Source organism: Psychrobacillus lasiicapitis, from assembly GCF_006861795.1.
Taxonomy (GTDB): Bacteria; Bacillota; Bacilli; order Bacillales_A; family Planococcaceae; genus Psychrobacillus; species Psychrobacillus lasiicapitis.
The window spans coordinates 241,869-261,979 of sequence record NZ_VDGH01000006.1; the positions used below are offsets into that span (position 1 = coordinate 241,869).

16 protein-coding genes are annotated in these 20,111 nt (G+C 37.2%); 13 read left to right on the forward strand and 3 right to left on the reverse strand.

What is annotated here, in order from left to right; genetic code table 11:
* Positions 1–24 precede the first annotated feature (24 nt).
* The 4 genes from FG382_RS11970 (at position 25) to FG382_RS11985 (ending at position 5,861) form a co-directional block, all read left to right on the forward strand.
* Entirely contained in the window at positions 25–792 is a 768-nt protein-coding gene (locus FG382_RS11970) for a LysM peptidoglycan-binding and 3D domain-containing protein (RefSeq protein WP_142539107.1), read from the forward strand.
* A 1,101-nt stretch (positions 793–1,893) separates the two neighbouring features.
* Positions 1,894–3,489: an ATP-binding protein gene (locus tag FG382_RS11975; protein ID WP_229677379.1), complete on the forward strand. Its 1,596-nt coding sequence runs from the start codon at positions 1,894–1,896 to the stop codon at positions 3,487–3,489.
* 90 nt (positions 3,490–3,579) lie between these two features.
* Complete coding sequence (locus FG382_RS11980) at positions 3,580–4,284, forward strand: response regulator (protein ID WP_142539109.1); 705 nt, start codon at positions 3,580–3,582, stop codon at positions 4,282–4,284.
* Between the two features lie 254 nt (positions 4,285–4,538).
* Positions 4,539–5,861 carry a CitMHS family transporter gene (locus FG382_RS11985; protein ID WP_142539110.1) on the forward strand — a complete coding sequence of 441 codons (1,323 nt, stop codon included), beginning with the start codon at positions 4,539–4,541 and terminating at the stop codon, positions 5,859–5,861.
* A 35-nt stretch (positions 5,862–5,896) separates the two neighbouring features.
* Here the strand turns inward: FG382_RS11985 and yyaC are convergent, their stop codons facing one another.
* Positions 5,897–6,469 (reverse strand): spore protease YyaC, encoded by a 573-nt coding sequence (gene yyaC / locus FG382_RS11990; protein ID WP_229677378.1) that lies wholly within the window; start codon positions 6,467–6,469, stop codon positions 5,897–5,899.
* Between the two features lie 186 nt (positions 6,470–6,655).
* Between yyaC and FG382_RS11995 the strand changes: the two genes are divergently transcribed.
* Entirely contained in the window at positions 6,656–7,297 is a 642-nt protein-coding gene (locus FG382_RS11995; protein WP_142539111.1) for an SIMPL domain-containing protein, read from the forward strand.
* Between the two features lie 247 nt (positions 7,298–7,544).
* Here FG382_RS11995 and FG382_RS12000 read toward each other — a convergent pair whose 3' ends face one another.
* Positions 7,545–8,738, reverse strand: coding sequence for a M20 family metallopeptidase (locus tag FG382_RS12000; RefSeq protein ID WP_142539112.1), 1,194 nt, complete (start codon positions 8,736–8,738; stop codon positions 7,545–7,547).
* Positions 8,739–8,918: 180 nt separating this feature from the next.
* Here FG382_RS12000 and FG382_RS12005 point away from each other — a divergent pair, with 180 nt between their 5' ends.
* The 8 genes from FG382_RS12005 to FG382_RS12040 all read left to right on the forward strand — a co-directional run bounded on the left by FG382_RS12005 (position 8,919) and on the right by FG382_RS12040 (position 18,491).
* Complete coding sequence (locus tag FG382_RS12005; protein ID WP_142539113.1) at positions 8,919–10,307, forward strand: M20/M25/M40 family metallo-hydrolase; 1,389 nt, start codon at positions 8,919–8,921, stop codon at positions 10,305–10,307.
* Positions 10,294–11,535 (forward strand): M20 metallopeptidase family protein, encoded by a 1,242-nt coding sequence (locus FG382_RS12010; RefSeq protein ID WP_229677375.1) that lies wholly within the window; start codon positions 10,294–10,296, stop codon positions 11,533–11,535. Before FG382_RS12005 ends, FG382_RS12010 begins: the two co-directional genes overlap by 14 nt.
* Entirely contained in the window at positions 11,532–13,079 is a 1,548-nt protein-coding gene (locus FG382_RS12015) for an ABC transporter substrate-binding protein (RefSeq protein ID WP_142539114.1), read from the forward strand. The genes FG382_RS12010 and FG382_RS12015 overlap by 4 nt, the downstream gene beginning before the upstream one ends.
* Positions 13,080–13,299: 220 nt before the next feature.
* Positions 13,300–14,214, forward strand: coding sequence for an ABC transporter permease (locus FG382_RS12020; protein WP_142539115.1), 915 nt, complete (start codon positions 13,300–13,302; stop codon positions 14,212–14,214).
* 13 nt (positions 14,215–14,227) lie between these two features.
* Entirely contained in the window at positions 14,228–15,133 is a 906-nt protein-coding gene (locus tag FG382_RS12025) for an ABC transporter permease (RefSeq protein ID WP_142539116.1), read from the forward strand.
* Positions 15,134–15,148: 15 nt separating this feature from the next.
* Complete coding sequence (locus FG382_RS12030; protein ID WP_142539117.1) at positions 15,149–16,111, forward strand: ABC transporter ATP-binding protein; 963 nt, start codon at positions 15,149–15,151, stop codon at positions 16,109–16,111.
* 14 nt (positions 16,112–16,125) lie between these two features.
* On the forward strand, positions 16,126–17,178 hold the full coding sequence (locus FG382_RS12035; RefSeq protein ID WP_142539118.1) for an ABC transporter ATP-binding protein: 1,053 nt from the start codon (positions 16,126–16,128) through the stop codon (positions 17,176–17,178).
* 2 nt (positions 17,179–17,180) lie between these two features.
* Entirely contained in the window at positions 17,181–18,491 is a 1,311-nt protein-coding gene (locus FG382_RS12040) for a hypothetical protein (protein WP_142539119.1), read from the forward strand.
* A 257-nt stretch (positions 18,492–18,748) separates the two neighbouring features.
* Here the strand turns inward: FG382_RS12040 and FG382_RS12045 are convergent, their stop codons facing one another.
* Positions 18,749–20,089, reverse strand: coding sequence for a helix-turn-helix domain-containing protein (locus tag FG382_RS12045; RefSeq protein WP_142539120.1), 1,341 nt, complete (start codon positions 20,087–20,089; stop codon positions 18,749–18,751).
* Between the last annotated feature and the right edge of the window lie 22 nt (positions 20,090–20,111).

Consider the following 20,111-nt stretch of genomic DNA (forward strand, 5'->3'; position numbering starts at 1 on the left):
AGTGAAAAGGAGGAAATTCATTTTATGAAAAAACAAATTGTTGCACTAACCGCTATTGCAGCACTATCAGTAGGAGCAGCGGGACAAGCATCCGCATCAAGCGTTCATACGGTAGAAAAAGGAGAAACACTTTGGTCTATTTCAAAAGAGAGAGATGTAACTGTACAAGACTTACAAGTATGGAATGGACTCGAATCAACTGTAATTTTTCCAGCTCAAGAGTTAAAAATTGAAGATAAACCTGAAACGCATGTCGTTGTTTTGGGAGATTCTCTTTTCAATATTGCCAAACAACATAATATCTCGGTGGATGAGTTAATGGATCGTAATCAATTAACTAGCGACTTAATCCATCCTGGAGATGAATTAATAATTGAAGGTACGAAAAAGATTGTACCGAAAGTAAGTGCTGCTTCTTTACCAAGTGCAGATGTATCTAATGAGACAGCTAAAACTGCAGAACCTGCTGTGGCTAAAGCAACAGCTCCAGTGGAAAAGGCAGTGAAAGAGCTGACGGTTACATCCACAGCTTATACAGCAAGTTGTGCAGGATGCTCAGGTGTAACAGCTACAGGGATTGACCTACTTGCAAATCCTAACCAGAAAGTTATTTCTGTAGATCCTTCCGTTATTCCACTAGGTTCAAAAGTTTGGGTAGAAGGCTATGGGGAAGCAATTGCTGGAGATACTGGTGGGGCGATTAAAGGAAATAAAATAGATATTTTCATCCCATCAAAAGAAGAAGCGGTCAATTGGGGCAAGAAAACCGTTAAAGTAAAAATTTTAGATTAAGATAGTTAGAAAAGATGGGGCCTAGCACTCGTCTTTTTTTGTGCTTGAAATGATAATTAAATCTAAGTTTTCTGGAAAACTTTTTCTCCACAGAATAAGGTATGTTACTTTATAGGGAAACTGCGCGGTAAGTTGCCCTATTAAGGGTTCACTATGATTTTCGCTTCAGGCGGACGCTTTCCGCCGGCATGGCTTCAATCTCCTCGTCGCTTACGCTCCTGCGGGGCTTTCAGCTCATGCTATTCCTGCAGGAGTCGCCGCCTTCCGCTTCAATCATTATGTATGGACTGCTAATTTGGTGTCTGCAGGTATCAAAGTTTTGAATTTATCAAGTTTACCACTCCATAAAAATAAAACCAAATTAGACAATGCTATCACCAAATATGTAGCTCGTTTATTAGGATAAAGCTCGGCTCGTCTTTTTCAACTATTTATTGGTATTACATCTTCTTTATATTCTTCTCCATCTAAGTACGCTTGTTGTTTGGGCGAAGTAATGCTTAACATTTCCCTAATAGCTAGTGGCATTAGGGTAGTAGCATGCTTTATTGGATTGAAGCGGAAGGGCGGCGACTCCAGCGGGATGAGTGAGACAGATAAGCCATCACATCGTACGCGTAGCGTCGGTGATGGCTTATCGCTCACCCCGCGGAAAGCGTCCGCCCTGCAGCGGAAATCCTAGCAGATACTTCATTCAACTCACTACCGCGCAGTTTCCCTATAATTCGAAGTATTACCATGTACTAATATCCAATAAATGGATAAGGGCAATCGAACATCTGTCGAAAGCAACCAGTTCTAGTCTCAGAGCAACCAAACGACAGTTGAGAGCAACTAGTTCTAGTCTGAAAGCAACCAAATCCCTCTTGAGAGCAATCCATTTTCATAAAACAAGTTTACTTGAATCGAGACGCCGATGACTACCGCACAGTTCCCCTAGAATGCGAAATATCCTTTATTACTTCCACTGATTTTGTTAGAAACAGTGTTATTCTTCCGCTCATTGAAGAAACGAGCGACAAACTATATAATAACTGGATAGGCAAAAACACTATATATACTAATGATATTGAAGGTGTGAAGTAAGTTATGGGTGTTCCGATGAAAAAATCGCGAGTGACGTTATTGACACAAATGACGTTACTTATAATAGTTGTTGTGTTAATCAGCACATTGTTAGTAAGCATACTCTTTTCTACGATGCTCGATGATATTGTGGAAAACAATATGGGAAAACAAGCGATGACTGTCGCACAACTAACTGCACAACACCCTACGATTATTGAAGCATTTGAAGACGAAGATCCATCTGAGCGCATTCAACTGATTTCAGAAACAATACGTAAAACAACCGGAGCAGATTACGTAACCGTTGCGAATGATAAGGGGATACGTTATTCAAATCCTAATCCTGCAAACATAGGGAAGCCTACGCTTACGAGTAATGCTGCGTCACTTCAGGAGCATAAATCTATCATTTACCGAGGTAACGGGATTTCAGGACCAGCCATAAAAGCAAAAACCCCAATTTGGAACGATAAAGGAGAAGTAATTGGAGTCTCCTCCGTCGGATTTTTAGTAAATAGCATAGAACAACAAGTACTCAATTATAAAAAACATGTGATTCAATTAGCTATTATTCCACTCCTAATAGGAATAGGTGGTGCAATATTAATAGCGAGAAGGTTAAAAAAACTGACATATGGTTTAGAACCAGCGGAAATCTCCTTTCTTTTTACAGAAAAAGAAGCAACGCTTGAATCTATTCGCGATGCAACAATCACTGTTAATATCGAGAAGAAAATTACATCAATGAATAGGCGAGCACGCGAATTATTTCATGATCAGCAGCTTATTAGTGGTTCAATTATTGCAGACAATCAGTTAGAGAACTATATAAATGAAGCAATCAAAACAAAAGAAAGTTTTACAAATAGAAAGTTGTTGCTTAACCAACAACTCTATGTTCTAGATGCTTCTCCCATATTAAGTGAGCATAATTTAATGGGGATTGTTTTAACAATACGAACAGTATCAGAAATTGAACAATTAACGGAAGAATTTTCGAAGATAAAAACCTTCTCTGAAAACATGAGAGCCCAAAACCATGAGTTTCTGAACAAATTAAATACCATCTATGGGTTGCTTACGTTGAAGGAATATGATCGTGCGATTAGTATCGTATCTTCTGAAGTGAGTGAACGACAAAATATTGTTTCTTTCCTTATGGAGTCAGTAAAAGATCCATTAATAGCAGCTTGCTTGCTTGGTAAAATAAACCGTTCAAAAGAATTGCAAGTCACTTTAGAAATTGATCCTGATAGTCGATTAGATAGCGTCTTAGACAATGCGGAATCGAATCATTTTGTCCCTATAATCGGTAATATTATAGAGAATGCAATGGAAGCAACAAGAAAAAAGAATGAGCATAAAGGATTAGTCAAAGTTTCTTTTACAGATTTAGGTAAAGAAATCGTATTTGATATTGAAGATAATGGTCCGGGTATTCCTACAATGATGGAAGATATTATTTTCCAAGAAGGATACACAACTAAGAGTGGAGAAAACCATGGTCTAGGTCTGGCTATTGTGAAAAATTCCATTGGATTATTGAACGGTCAAATTTACATCGATACAAGTGAATTAGGTGGTGCAAGATTTACAATTGTTATTCCACAAAACAGTAGGATAAAGTGAAACCACTTAACTTTTCGCTTTTCTTCAATCTTGAAGTGGGAGTCATACTGCCCGTTAACGCGGAATGAAAAAGGAGGGGTAAATGGAAATATGTCTAAAGAGATGATAAATGTCATTATTGTAGAAGACGATGAAGATGCAGTGAATATTTATAAACAGTTTACCAATCAACTCGATCATTTTAATGTCATTGCTACGGCAAGTTCTGGAAGCCAAACGTTACAACTATTAAAAGCAATACAGCCTCAGCTTCTATTGTTGGATGTTTTTTTGCCTGATATGAATGGAATCGAATTACTTAGAGAAATTCGAAAGCAGTATCTTGGTATAGATGTCATTATGATCACTGCGGCGAATGATACTAAAACCGTTAGTGAAGCAATACGCGGTGGTGCATTTGGTTATCTCATAAAGCCTATCATCATCGATAAGTTTATTGCCGCACTAAAGCAATATGACGAAGTGCGGGAGCAATTACATCAAAACCCACTAGTTAATCAGGAAAACATAGACGATTTATTCCGGTCGAACAATAAAATAAAGTCGATGCCTAGCATTAGTCAAGTAACTTATCCAAAAGGAATTGATAAACACACGTTGAAACTAGTTAGAAGTAAGATTATGCATATTAATGAGAGTTTAAGTGCAGACGAATTTAGTCGATTAGTTGGAATAAGTTATTCAACTATGCGTCGGTATTTGGAGTATTTAGTTTCACTAGAGGAAATGGAAGTAGAAGTTTTATATGGAAGTGTTGGAAGACCCGAAAGAAAATACAAACTGTTATCCAAATAAAATCCCTATTGATGAATTGTCACATACACTTCTCAATAGGGATTTTTTTATGTGAAGCAAATTCGTGAAAAATATGAAAATAATTAAAACAATAAAAAAAATAACCATTATTATTTTTTTGTATTTTAAATTTTTTATAGCTGATAAGATTAGAAAAATAAGAAAAAGGTGAAGAAAGCGCTATCATTTAATTCATTCATTGGGGATGTTAAGTGAAAGTGAGCACGTTTTCAAAGTAATGAGGGGGTTAATAAATGTTATCACTATTAGGTTTTTCAATGGTCGCAGTATTTATGTATTTGATTATGTCGAAGAGACTGTCGGCATTAGTTGCCATTATGATTGTGCCTATAATTTTCGGAATTATCGGTGGATTCCTGACGGATTTAGGACCAATGATGGCAGCTGGCGTAGAAAAAGTGGCTATGACGGCTATTATGATTTTATTTGCTATTTTATATTTTGGAATAATGATCGATACTGGTCTATTCGATCCTTTAATCGCTAAAATATTGCAGTTAGTAAAAGGTGATCCATTAAAGATTGTAATAGGGACTGCAGTACTTTCTATGATGGTAGCGTTGGATGGGGATGGGACAACTACTTATATCATCACAGTATCTTCCTTGTTGCCACTCTATAAGCGACTTGGTATGAATCGTTTAGTTTTAGCGACAGTAGCTATGTTATCTATGGGAGTTATGAATATGACGCCATGGGGTGGAGCATCCGCGATGGCTATGGCGTCATTAGGGCTAGATTCATCGGAATTGTTCATCCCGATGATTCCAGTAATGGGAATCGGACTTGTTTGGGTTATTGTAGCGGCATTTATGTTAGGAAAAATGGAACGAAAAAGAGTTGGAGTTATTGAACTGGAACCAATCCAAAAATCTGGGGGAAGTCAGTTTGATACAAACCCAGAGCTAGCTGCAACAGCTGAGGTACCTTATTATAAACGACCAAAACTTGTTTGGTTTAACCTTGGATTAACGATTTTACTGATGGTTTGTCTAATCCTTGACTTTATGTCACTTGCTGTCTTGTTTATGATTGCTTTTGGTATTGCATTACTTGTAAACTATCCAGATTTAAAACTGCAACAAGAACGTATTGCGGTGCATTCTAAAAACGCGTTAGCCGTTGTATCTATCGTTATCGCAGCAGGAATATTCACGGGTATTATGAGTGGCACTGAAATGATTGATGCGATGGCAAATACATTAGTTGCGATTATTCCTGATGCACTGGGACCATATTTGACAGTAATCGTAGCGTTTCTTAGTGCTCCATTTACTTTCTTTATGTCGAATAATGCATTCTATTTTGGTGTCTTGCCGATCATCTCGCAAGCTGCCGAAGCATATGGTGTTAGTGCAGTAGAAATAGGACGTGCATCGTTACTAGGTCAACCAGTTCACGTACTAAGTCCTTTAGTTGCAGCAGCACATTTATTGATTGGCTTAGTTGAAACAGAATTTGGTGATTTACAGCGATTTGCATTGAAATGGGCGTTTGGAACGGTTGTTGTAATGACAATTGCGGCGTTAGTGATAGGTGTTATTACAATTGGATAATACAAAAGACGATGAATCTAGGATTCGTCGTCTTTTTAGATTGATCTTAATAAAATGGTAGAAGTCGTTTTTGCGAGACTCATTACAGTATCTAGTCTCGTGCTATTTAATGATTTTATTGGGGAATCTGGGTCTAAATAATTCACAATTCCTTTTAAATGATAGTTACCTACAGCTGGTAACATATTATTGATCGCATATCCTGGAGTGAGGGGACCGTCTTTTAATATAATAGAACCAATTTGGTGACCATCTCCTAAACAGGCATCTACGCCGAAAATAATAGGATTATTGAATTGGAGATGAATTTCTTCTAGTACAGTTTTTAAATTTAGTGCATGTACGGGTTCTGCAATTGTTCCAAAAACATGGAAGGGGAAATTTTGTTCTTTTAACATAGTTCCAACAAATGGACCGAATGAATCTCCGGTCGAACGATCAGATCCAATACATAGAAAGACAATATCACTTTTGGATGCTTTACATAATGTTCGTAGCAAAGAAGCCATCTCATTCATATCTTCTTCCGTAGATGATTCTGCGGAATAAGTGAAATACAACGTATTGTTCTGCATGGTTACTTCTTTTCTTTTCTTAAAAGGAAACACCTCGTCACGCTCCCTCAGTTGAAAGTCCACTTTGTTCTTCAGTTGTAACTGTTTATATTAACTGTAGTATAAGTCTGGATTGTTTGAAACTCAAGTGGAGTTTCTTTGCTTTAATCAAGGGGTATTATGTTTCTGAGATAGCGCGCATAGAATAATTAGGATAAACAGTATGAAAGGGATGATGGGATGTATTTTTCAAACGTTCAATATCCTCCACTGCGGGTCATAACAGTGACGGGAAATGGAAAAGTTGATGCACAACCGAACTATGTACAACTCCAGCTAGAGGTGATTACAGAAGGGGAAGATTTAAGTAGAGTCCAACAAGAAAACGCGAACTTGATGAACCAGGTCATTCAGTCTATTTTAGCATTGGGGATACCTAGAGAGAATATCCAAACTTCTACTTATAACATAGTTCCGAATTATGACTTTGTAGATGGAAGACAAGTTTTTCGCGGGTATGAAGTAAGGAATGCGATTACAGTAAAAGTAACAGACACAGCTCAAGTTGGTACTGTTATCGATACTGCCGTACAAAACGGTGCAAATCGAGTTTCATCCGTGCAGTTTAGAATTGATGACACGTCCCCATACTACCAGCAAGCTCTTCGACTAGCACTCCAGGATGCACAAACAAAAGCAAAAACGATAGCTGAAACGCTGCAATTACCATTACATCCACATCCAATAGAAATAGTAGAAGAAAGTCAAAACCAACCTGTTGCATTTAAGTCAGTCGCCATGTCCGAACAAAATTTTACGACCCCAATTGAAGAGGGTCAAATCACTATTAACGCAACTGTAAGGGTTAAGTTTCAATACTGATAATAATCCCTCTCTGAGCTTGATCAGAGAGGGATTTCATCTTTAAGGAAACCAATCCTCCCTGAAGAGCTCTGTGAAAATGTTAACCTTTTTAATTGCAAGGGAAAATTATAACAATCGTTGGCTTACTCTATCTATCGAGGAAGCCAACAATATTTTCTTATATATAATTTGTTAGAAAAAGTCTGACTATTGCTCTTACAACATTTAATGAGTTATTTGTATATGTGTTCTACTAGAAATGCATTCATTTCGTAATAAATTTTTCTTCCTTTTCAACCAGATCATCATGATTAACAAATTTTTCGCCGAATATAATACACAGCTCTGCAACAAGAGCGCATCTTTCTGCAAACAAATCGAATCGTATATGTTCATGTCTGGCATGAGGACCATCCCCAGGAATGCCAAGTCCATCTATAGTAGGAATACCTAAAGCAGAAGTGAAGTTACCATCGCTTACTCCTCCTACGCTAGTTTCTGTAATTTCAATGTTAAGTTTTTTCCCTGCATTCTTGGCGAGCTTAAACAATTGTTGATTTGCTTCCGTTCTCTCAAGTGGTGGACGGTTTAACTCTCCTGCAATAGTTAGTTTAGCAAGTGGGTTTTTCGGAGTTAGTTGCTCAATGGTTTGCATAATTCGATCTGCTTCATCTAAAGAAGCGATGCGAAAGTCCACTTCAATAGAAGCGTTTTCGGGTACCACATTAGAAGTTGTTCCTCCACTAATAGTGCCAACACTTACAGTTGTCCCCTTTGTATAATCTGTCAGCTCTTGAAGTTGTTGCACTAGGTAAGCAATCTCAAGGATTGCATTCACACCATCCTCATGGTGGTTTCCTGCGTGAGCACTTATACCTTGTACATGCAATTCATACATACCTACCCCTTTTCTAGCTGTTTTCAACGCATTTGTTTTACCCTCAGCTGGCTCCATTACAAAAACGGCATCACAAGTTTTGGCTACTTCTTCGATTAACTCTCTAGAGGTTAAACTTCCAGTTTCTTCATCTGACGTAAATAGAAATACTGGTGAAATGGGCAATTTATCTAGTGTATTTTCTAATGAATTTATTGCCCAGATTGATGATAGTAATCCTGCTTTCATATCAAAAACCCCAGGACCGTAAAACACGTCTTCTTCGAAACGAAGAGGTATTTCACCTTTTTTCCAAACAGTATCAAAGTGGCAAAGAAATAATATACGAGGTTTCGTGTCTTCCTTTTTTTCGAATTGAAGGTGATTACCTGTCTCCCTGTTCTTATGTTCTGTACAGATGTAATTATCTCCAAGACGATTATGGATAATGTCCTTTATTAAATTTCCTGTTAAATCCACAAGGCTTTTTTCAGAACTTGGAGACTCCGATTGTACGAGACTTATAAGATCTTTTCTAATGTTCTCTAGATTTTGCGATATAAATTTATAACTGTCTGTCATTGTCAAATGCATCTCCTTTTCTCCGTTTTTATAGTAATAAGAATAACCTTTTACACTCCAATAAATCAATATATTTACAACATTTTAAATTTTATAAAAATTTATTGACAAGTCACTTTGTGTTCAGTAAGATGAAAAGAATTAATAATGGTAAATTTCCAAAAAGGGGGATAATAAAGCTTGGATAAAAGTATTTTTGAGTTTATTGAAGAGCATAGAGAAGAGTATATAGAGTGGCTGTGTAAATTTTGTGAGATACCTAGTGTTGCCGCACAAAATCGTGGAATGGTAGAAAGTAGGGATTTCCTAGAAAGTCTTTTTGCCCAAGCTTTACAAACTAAACCTGAAATATTGCCTACAAGAGGACAACCAGTTGTTTACGCTCATTTGGCTGGGAAGAAGACTACAACCTTAAGTTTTTATAATCATTACGATGTACAGCCGGAAGACCCCATTGAATTATGGGACAGTCCCCCTTTTGAACCAACGATAAAAAACGGGAAAATCTATGCTCGAGGTGTTGCTGATAATAAAGGAAATATCATAGCACGTATAGCAGCGATTCATGCTATTAAACAAGTAATGGGAGAGTTGCCTATTGATATTAAATTCATTTTTGAAGGGGAAGAAGAGATAGGTAGTATCCATTTAGCTGACTTCGCTAACCACCACCAAGATAAAATTCAATCAGATGGATGTGTATGGGAGTTTGGTTACCGGGATGCCGATGATCGTTTGCAAGTATCACTTGGTGTAAAAGGTATGTTATATGTAGAGCTTTTCATTAACGGTGCAAATACAGACTTACATTCAGCTCAGGCTTCTATTATTGAAAGTCCTATTTGGCGCTTGGTTTGGGCATTAAATTTATTAAAAGATAAGAATGATCATGTACTCATACCTGGTTTCTATGAATCTATTCAACCGGTTACTTCCGAAGAGGAAATTTTACTTTCTCGTTATATATTAGAGGAAAACTCTACATTGGAGCATTTAGGTCTCAAACAATTTATTAATGGACTTTCTGGGGAAAAGTTAAAGTCAAAGTATTTATATGAACCTACTTGTAATATTTGTGGAATCCAATCCGGATACACAGGAGAAGGCTCAAAAACAATTTTGCCTTCTTCAGCATTTGCTAAAATTGATTTTCGTTTAGTTCCAGGACAAAAACCTGATCAGTTATTAAAGGATTTACGAACTTATTTGAATGTAAATGGGTATGAAGACATTGGCATTCGAGTTTTTGGCGCTGAAGAGGCTGCACGAACCAATCCTAGTGAAAAAATTGCAGAAGCAGTCATTGAAACTATTAGCACATATAGCGAACTTCCACCAAATATTGTACCTAACACACCAGGAACAGGACCGATGTATGACTTGTGTCAACGATATGGTATTCCATCTGTTTCCTTTGGAGTAGGTCACTTTGCCTCCTATACACATGCACCAAATGAAAATATAAGAATTGAGGATTTTATTGAAAATATTAAATTGATAGCCGCACTCGTTTTTAAATTTGAAGAAAAGATGAATGAGGAAGGTGGAGTGACAAGTGAAGCAATCTAATACACAGATAAATCCATTTGAACGCGTGAAGGAGTTATCTCCTAAACTACTAGAAATGGTAGACGCTATATTTGATGACATGATTGTCATCAGACGTGATTTGCGTAAGTTTCCGGAACTCGCATTTCAAGAAAAACGCACATCATCCATTGTTGCCTCATGTTTGAAAGAATGGGGATATGAAGTAACGGAAGGTGTTGGTGGGACAGGAGTTATCGGTATTTTGAGAGGAGAGCATCCAGGACCGGTGATAGGACTGCGTGCTGATATGGATGCATTACCGATGCCAGATGAAATTGATGAAATCTACAGAAGTGTCAATTCAGGTATTGCTCATACATGCGGACACGATGTGCACACAACTAATTTACTTGGAGTTGCAAAAATAATTTCTGTTATGGGACTTGAGAGGGGGACCTTGAAATTATTTTTCCAACCTGGTGAAGAAGTAGGAGCAGGGGCTAAAGCGATGATTGATGATGGTGCACTACAAAATCCCCCTGTGGATTTAATGGCTGGCCTTCATGTTGCTCCTTCGTTACAAGTGGGTGAATTTTCTATTACAAATTCAGAATTTAGTTGTGCAGCAGTAGATATTTTCGAACTAGAAGTGACTGGTAAGGGAGGACATGCTGCACATCCTCACCTAGCCGTGGACGCTGTGATGATTACAGCGCAAGTGCTTGTTGCCCTTCAACAAATTGTTAGCCGTCAAATTGATCCACTGGACTCAGTAGTCCTAAGCATTGGACAAATTCAAGGAGGAACAAAAGGCACAATATTACCGAATACGGTAAAAGTCAATGGAACGGTTCGTACGATGATTCCTGCTACACGAGAATCGATGCCAATACGTATTGAGCAAATTGCATCAAATGTAGCCGCCGCTTTTGGCGGTTCGGTACGATTAACATATGAGAAAGTTACACCTTCAGTTCAAAATGATAAAACCGCAAAGGCATTACTTCATGATGTGGTAAGTGAGTTATTTGGAGAAGATGCATTGAAATATACTAATCCATCGATGGGTGGAGAGGACTTTGCTTACTTTTCCCAAGAAGTTCCCTCTGTATTTTTCAGGCTTGGAACGAATTCCGGAGAATCTACCTCTCATGGCATTCACACTACTAAATTTAATGTGGATGAAGAAGCAATTCGATATGGAATTACAGTATTAAGTTATCTTACTTATAAATATTTACAAGATGAAAAGAGGGAAACTAAATGAAGAAAAAGATATTTTCATTACTACTAATATTAATTCTTATTGTAACTGGGTGCTCTAATAGTGATAAAGAAGGTGCAGTAGGTGAAGCACCTGTTGAAAAAAGCGATTCAAAAACATTGGTTATTGCAAATGGAACGGATTTATCATCTTTTGATATTCATAATCACAATACAACTAGTACGGAAGCCGTTCATGTAAATATGTTTAATTACTTAGTGAAAAACGGAGGAGAAGATGGATTTTTACCCGACTTAGCTGAAAGCTGGGAAAACGTGGATGATAAAACGTGGTCATTTAAGCTAAAAGAAGGAGTAAAATTTCACAATGGTGAGGATTTAACAGCAGATGATGTTAAGTTCACGCTAGAACGCGTTGCAAAAGATGATACCTTATTAGAATATGGTTCTTACAAACAAATTAAAGAAGTTGTTGTACTAGGAGACTATGAATTCCAAATTATTACGGAAAATCCTGAGCCTGCGCTTCTAAATCGTTTGTCCCGTCTCGGTTCAAGTATTTTACCGAAAGATTATATTGAAACTGAAGGCTGGGATGTATTTTTAGAAGCACCAGTTGGAACTGGCCCTTATAAATTTAAAGAGTGGAAGAAAGATGATCGCTTAACAATTGAAGCTTACGAAAATTATTTTGGTGAGCCTGCAAAATGGGAAGAAGTTGTATTTCGCAGTATCCCTGAAGATTCCACACGCGTATCAGAATTGTTAACTGGTGGTGTTGATATTGCAGTGAATATTCCACCGACAGATTTAAAACGTATTGAATCTACTGAGGGTGTCGATATTTTAAAATCTCCTACGCAGCGAGTTATGATGCTTGTTGCACGTACAGGGGGAGATGGACCAACCGCTGATCCACTTGTTCGCGAAGCAATCGACTTAGCTATTGATAAACAAGCAATTGTTGATTCTTTACTTGAAGGTGCAGGGAAAGTTACTCGTACCCGTGTTACACCAGGTAACGTAGGTGCAAACGAGGATTTATACGAAAAAACTTTATATGATCCTGAAAGAGCCAAAGAATTGTTAAAGGAAGCGGGTTATGCAGATGGCTTGGAACTTTCGCTTAGCTCTCCAAATGGTCGTTATTTAAAAGATAAAGAATCTGTTGAGTTAATAGCAGCTATGTTACAAGAAGTTGGGATTACAGTTAATTTAGAACTGCTTGAATGGAGTTCGTTTAATCAAAAATATCAAGAACGCTCTTTCGGAGACTTATTTTATATTGGGTATGGAAACTCTATGTTTGATGCATCACTTGCGCTTGACCGTTTAAAGAAAGAAATGGCAGTGGGTGAAACAGATTATGATAACCCGGAAACTGAAAGTTTATTAGTAACTGCAGAATCGAATATGAACTTAGAAGAACGTGCTGAGCAATACAAAAAAGCCCAAGAGTTAATTGCTGAAGATCGACCACAAATTTATCTATATCAGTTGGAGTCCCTTTATGGTGTGAATGACCGAGTTTCTTTCGAGCCTCGTTTGGATGAAATGTTCTATGTAGATAACATTACATTGAAATAATAAAGAGGGGGACAATTCCCCTCTTTTTCAATATTTATCCCGCTTTAACGGGCAGTAAGACTCCAACTTCAAGATTGAAGTTTCACTTTATCTCTTAATACTCCATTTATTAGATTGAGTATATACGACTATAAAAGTCCAAAGGTTGAAAATTATTCGATGGGGATTAAAAGAATTCTACATATTGAATAGACAACTAGATTAGAGGAGGAGCCATTATATGAAATATTTTCTTCAAAACTTGTTAAAAACCATTCCTGTCTTGCTCCTTATTACATTGATTGTGTTCTTGCTAGTAAGAGTTACCGGAGACCCTGTATCCCTTATGCTACCTGAAACTGCAACTGATGAAGAACGTGAATCATTGAGAGAAGCATTAGGTTTTAATGACCCCCTTCCAGTTCAATATTTTACATATTTGAGTGATTTAGTGAGAGGAGATTTCGGGGAATCTTTTAGATACAATACGGATGCTTTTGCTCTCGTATTGGAGCGCTTACCAGCTACATTTGAATTGGCTTTTGCCTCCATGATTGTAGCAATTATAATTTCCATCCCTCTTGGAATATTATCCGCAGTAAAACGAAATAGTTTTCTAGATTTATTTATTACGGGTGGTGCAGTACTTGGTAAAGCAATGCCTAGCTTTTGGTTAGGTATTATGCTCATATTATTTCTAGCAGTTAACACCCAAATATTTCCTGTATCAGGAAGAGGAGGACTTTTGTACTTAGTGTTACCAGCAATTACACTCGGTACCGGTATCGCTGCTGAAATGACGAGACTCATTCGTTCAAGTATGTTGGAGATATTAGGTCAAGACTTTATCCGAACAGCACGTAGTAAAGGGCTAAAAGAAGCACTTGTTGTAAACAAGCATGCATTTAGGAATGCATTAATACCGGTTGTGACGATTATGGCATTACAAACTTCTACATTGGTCGGTGGAACACTGATTACCGAGACAGTTTTTGCTTGGCCTGGACTAGGTCAGCTACTTGTTCAAGCTGTTAATTTACGCGATATGGCCGTTGTTCAGGCAGCGACATTTCTGATTGCTATATTTGTTATTTTAAGTAACCTAATAGCAGATTTAACATATCGTCTACTAGATCCGCGAATCAAATACGACTAAGGAGGCTGATGAAATGACTTCCACTATAGAACGGACAGCTATTGCTGAAAATCGTAATTATGGAAAGCGATTAGGAAAATTAGGAAAACGTTTATTGAAAAGTAAAACTGGGCTTGTTGGTCTTTCAATTGTACTTGTAGTGAGTCTTATGGCTATTTTTGCGCCTTTTATTGCGATGTATGATCCAGCAAAAACAGATGTTGTCCATCGGTTATTGCCTCCTTTTTGGGCAGAGGGGGGAAATATGGATTATCCACTGGGGACGGATAATTTAGGACGAGATGTACTAAGTCGTATTATCTATGGCTCTCGTATTTCCCTATTAGTGGGTATTAGCTCTGTAATACTAGCAGGCATCATTGGTATGTTTTTTGGATTAATTGCGGGTTATTACGGGAAAATATGGGATTTCATAATAATGAGAACTGTAGATTCCTTTCTCGCAATTCCGAACATCTTATTTATGTTAATTATTCTAGCTGTGTTAGGACCAAGTTTAACAACGCTCATACTAGTGCTTGGTGGAACTTCATGGGTTGTATATGCACGTATGGTGCGAAGTGAGACGCTAAGTGTGAAAGAGAGAGACTACGTAAGGTCTGCTAAAGCTATTGGAGCTAAAGACTTTCGAATTATTACCAAATATATTTTGCCGAATGTCATTTCTTCTTTTATAGTCATAGCTACATTAAATGTAGCTACAACCATAATAATGGAAGCAAGTTTAAGTTTTTTAGGTTTAGGTATTCAATCACCTGATGTCTCTTGGGGGCTTATGTTAAGCGATGGACGACAATACGTTGCTACAAGCTGGTGGGTAGCGACTTTCCCAGGTATAGCGATAACAGTTACAGTACTGGGTGTTATTTTCCTTGGAGACTGGCTAAGGGACATACTTGATCCGAAAATAAAAGACTAATCGAGAGGTGATACTATGGTGGAAAAACTAATGAACGTTAAGGATTTAAAAGTACGTTTTAAAACTGAAGACGGTCATGTATCAACTGTAAATGGTGTTACGTTTAATGTGAATGAGGGAGAAACATTAGCGATAGTAGGTGAATCTGGAAGTGGAAAGAGCGTTACTTCTCTTGCTTTAATGGGAATTCTGCCTCCAAATGGTGAGGTATACGAGGGTGAAATGACATTTAACGGAAAAAACTTACGTACACTAAGTAAAAAAGATTATAGAGCATTACGGGGAAATGAAATCTCAATGATTTTCCAAGAACCTATGACTGCTTTAAATCCTGTTTTTACAATTGGTTATCAAATTCGAGAAACTTTAATTGTTCACTATAAAATGACAAAAGAGCAAGCGAATATTCGTGGAATAGAAATGTTAGAACTAGTTGGAATCCCGGACGCAGAAAAAGTAATGGGACGCTTCCCTCACCAATTATCTGGAGGAATGCGTCAACGTGTGATGATAGCAATTGCTTTATCTTGTAATCCACGATTATTAATTGCTGATGAGCCCACAACGGCGTTAGATGTAACTATTCAAGCACAAATTTTGACATTAATGCGAAATTTAAAAGAAAAATCTAATACGAGTATTATGATCATTACCCATGATCTAGGGGTGGTAGCGGAGCTTGCTGATCGAGTAATTGTAATGTATGCAGGCGAAGTGGTAGAAGAAGCATCTGTATTTGAACTGTTTAAGAATCCTAAGCATCCTTATACAAAGGGATTAATGGCATCGATACCAAAAGTACATGATGTCGTAGATGATTTATATTCTATAGAAGGAACTGTACCAAATCCGACGAATATGCCATCAGGATGTAAATTTCATCCTAGATGTCCATTAGCAGACGTTGAATGTAAAAGAATTCATCCAGATTTAGAATATGTAAGTGAAGGACATGCGAAGCGTTGCATTAAAGTGTAGGAGGTGAGGTTGAAATGATTCAATTAAATGAGGAATTAAGCACAGAAGAGAAAGTTATAATAGAAGTACAAAACTTGAAAAAACATTTCGACATGACAAAGGGATTTGTTAAAAAGACCACTACAAAGGTACGCGCGGTAGATGGCCTTAACTTTAAGGTGTATGAAGGAGAAACGCTTGGGATTGTGGGGGAATCTGGTTGTGGAAAGTCGACTACTGGTCAATTGATTCTTGGTTTATTGGATGCCACGGAAGGCCATATATACTTTAAGGATAAAGACATTGCGGGTATGTCCCAAGAGGAATTAAGGAAAGCGAGACGTGATTTGCAAGTTATTTTTCAAGATCCCTATTCTTCCTTGAACCCACGAATGACAGTTGAAGAACTCATTGGTGAGCCCTTGGTTGTCCATGGACTGGCAAGGGGACAGGCATTACGTGATGAGGTAATGCAATTGATGAAGTTAGTAGGCTTGGGAGAACACCAGCTAAAAAGATTTCCACACGAGTTCAGCGGTGGACAAAGACAACGCATAGGTATAGCACGTGCCCTAGCTTTAAAGCCACAAGTAATTGTATGCGATGAAGCTGTTTCTGCTTTGGATGTATCGATTCAAGCACAAATATTAAATTTATTAAAAAAGCTTCAGCGTGAAATGGGCTTGACTTATATATTCATTGCTCATGGATTACCGGCGGTTCGTCACATTAGTGATCGAATCGGGGTTATGTACTTAGGTAGAATGGTAGAACTTGCTGATCGGAATGAAATTTTTGAGAGACCGCTTCATCCATATACCCATGCTCTTCTCGATTCGGTGCCGATTCCCGATCCGCTTTTTCGAAAAGAACACCAATTAATCGAAGGAGAAATACCGAATCCGAGCAATCCACCATCAGGCTGCCATTTTCATCCTCGATGTCCTTATGCTACAGATCTTTGTAAACAAAGTGATCCGGATTATTTAGAGGTATTTCCAAATCATTTTGTCGCGTGTCATTACCTATTAAGTGACAAAAATACAAATATATTACCAGAAGTTATGAAGACTAGAAAGGATAAATGAATATGAAAGTGAGGATTGGAGCAATTGGACCAAGTGATTCACTTATCCAGATTAGGGAAGTGGCAAACAAGGATGCACGTATTGAATTAGTAGAATATGAATATTCGCACCCGAGTCAATTGTCCACCATTTTAAGTGAACATCGATATAATGTCACGCAGTGGATATTTTCTGGTCAAAATCCTTATTACTATTCATTGCATCATGGGTTAATTTCTGAAGAAGAAGCAAGTTTTCCCCCGCTTCATGGAATCAGTTTGCTTGGGACCTGTCTGCGAGTTGTTCAGGATAAGGAAACTATCGTGAAGCGGATAAGTTTAGATACCGTTGATGAGACAACAGTAAGGCTTGTATTGAATGAGTTTTCATTAAACAATTTATCATTCGAATTGTTACCTTATGAACGCTACAAACCATATGATGAGCTAATTAATTTCCACTCAGACTTATATGAAAAAGGAAAGACTCAGGTAGCGCTAACTTGTTTGTTAACGGTATACCAGGAATTAACGAAAAAAGGTATTCCTTGTTATCGTCTTGTCCCTTCTCAACTTGCCATCAAGACTGTTCTGAATTTACTTGTCTCCCGAGCGAATAGTCAAATATATGAAAAATTAAAAGTCGCTATTATTGGATTCGAGTTACGTGCGAAGTTATCATCTAATTTATCTACGTACATATATGAGAATCGGAAAAAAAGTCTTCATCTTGAGTTAGAATTACAAAAGGTTGCTGAATTACTAAACGGTGCTTTGAGCAATCAGCAGGATGGTCGATTCCATATTTACACGACGTATGGAGACTTTGAACTACTCAACTCGGAAAGGTCTTTTGAAGATATCGTTAAAGAAGTAGAATTGCAGACGTCTTTAGGGTTAAGGGTAGGTATCGGATCAGGCTATACTGTACATGAAGCGCAAAAGCATGTAGACTTAGCATTTTCACAAGAATCATCTAAACGTGAGACGAGTATTTTATTTGTTAATGAAGAAAAGAACGTTATTGATTATTCCAAAGAGCATACAAGCTATTATACAGTAGAGAATTTACCTGTTTATTGGAAGAAAACTTTACAAGAAAATTCTTATACACCAGTAATTCCTGCGAAAATATATCACTTTCTAAAGTTAAAACACATTCAGCAATTTAGCAGTGAACTAATAACAGACCTTTTAAAAAATACGGATCGAAACACACGTAGAATTTTAAATGAGCTTGAACAAATGGGGTTACTAGAAGTTGTAAGAGAAGAGTCTTCTGGTAGACCCGGGAGACCGAAAAAAATTTACGAAATCGTGTCAGAATTAACATAGCTATGTCTTTGGTATGAGGTTTTGTATCATTAAAATAGATACACATAAAAGCTCTAGTGAACTATCAAAGTTCTTAGAGCTTTTAATATATCATGCCCAATAAGACTCTCACCTTAAAGGGGGAGCGAAGGATAGTCTGTTAAATGTGAGGAATTACTCGAAATAGAAACTACCAAGTGGTTCGATACTATTTTCAACCATATAACTTGCACAAGTAATAGTAATTTATAAAAAACTACATACAAGAGAGTTTGATATTAGTGCATTTGTTGATCTGTCTGCCTCTCTAGCCTGTCAAAATGAATTTCATACACCTTTTTCGGACGTCCTCGTAATTTTTTCTGAAGTTGTGTAGATACAGTGGCAGCTCCATGTTCCTCTAATTTCTTTAATATGCGATTTGCAGCTCTTGTGGTAATTCCTAGATGGCTGCTTAAGTCTTCTGACGCGATCATGTTAGATTGTAACTTATCCATTACGGCCATAACTTTTTGTATTTGTAATGGAGAAGTGTTCAGTTTTAGACTTAACTTTTCGATCCCCAAATCGTATTGCGTGTCTATTCTGATCCAATCTTTGTCGCCTAGCGGTCCGATCAATGTTTCCTCCTTGGACAAAATATAGGACTGAGTTTCTGAAGTTGCACATATTTGCGAAGCTTTTTCTGCATTAAGTTGTGCTTCTTGAATGGAGTTGCCAATTCCCCAACCGATATGCACAGGAAATTTTAATTCCTGTGTTAAAAATGATGCCAATTGACAATTCTGCATCTCGTTTGTGATTAATTTGAAATCACTATAGTTAGTTATAATTTCATAATAAAAAACATTTCGATGGATAATAAAGGACATGTGGTTGTTCTTACTAAAATCAAGAATTGCTTTATGTAATGACATTTGTCGATATTCTAAATCTGCCATATTATCACGATTAATAGCCATTTCCAAGTGACCAATAACTACTTGGTTTTCAATCAATTGAAGGAGCTGTATTTCTTTCAATAACGCCTCAATTATCTTAATCATACTTTGTTCAGAAGGAACAACTAATATAGGTTTGATACCATGCGGTTCTAACATTTCAGGCAAATTACCTAGTCGCGTCATACTCACATCCACTTTGTTTTGTTTCCACATCTCTATATGAAAATCCCGCAATTTATTATATACATCCATATCTGCGTATGCTTGCATACTAAGATCAAAGAGATACGGGGTATCATCTTTTTCAGCCCATTCATATACACCTAAATAATTGTTTTCTTCATACAAAAAATCTACTAAACATCTTTTCATTTGGAAATCTTTATGTTTATAAATATATTCGGAAAGAGCTCTGTAAAAGTCCGCTTGAGTGACGTCAAAATGCAACATAGGGATGGGTACATTGGGAAAATGTTGTTGAATAAAAAAATAAGGAATCTGTCCACTAAACAATATACCATCTACTTGTTGAATTTTTTCTAAAAATATTTCTTGTAAATGAGCTAGTGAATCATAAACAGTAAACTCAAAATTACAAGGTTCAATGCTTAGTAATTCTACATTTTTAACCCACTTTAATGAATTTTTTGTAGTGAAAATACGAATTCTTGGCATTTTTATACTTTTCTCCTTTTTC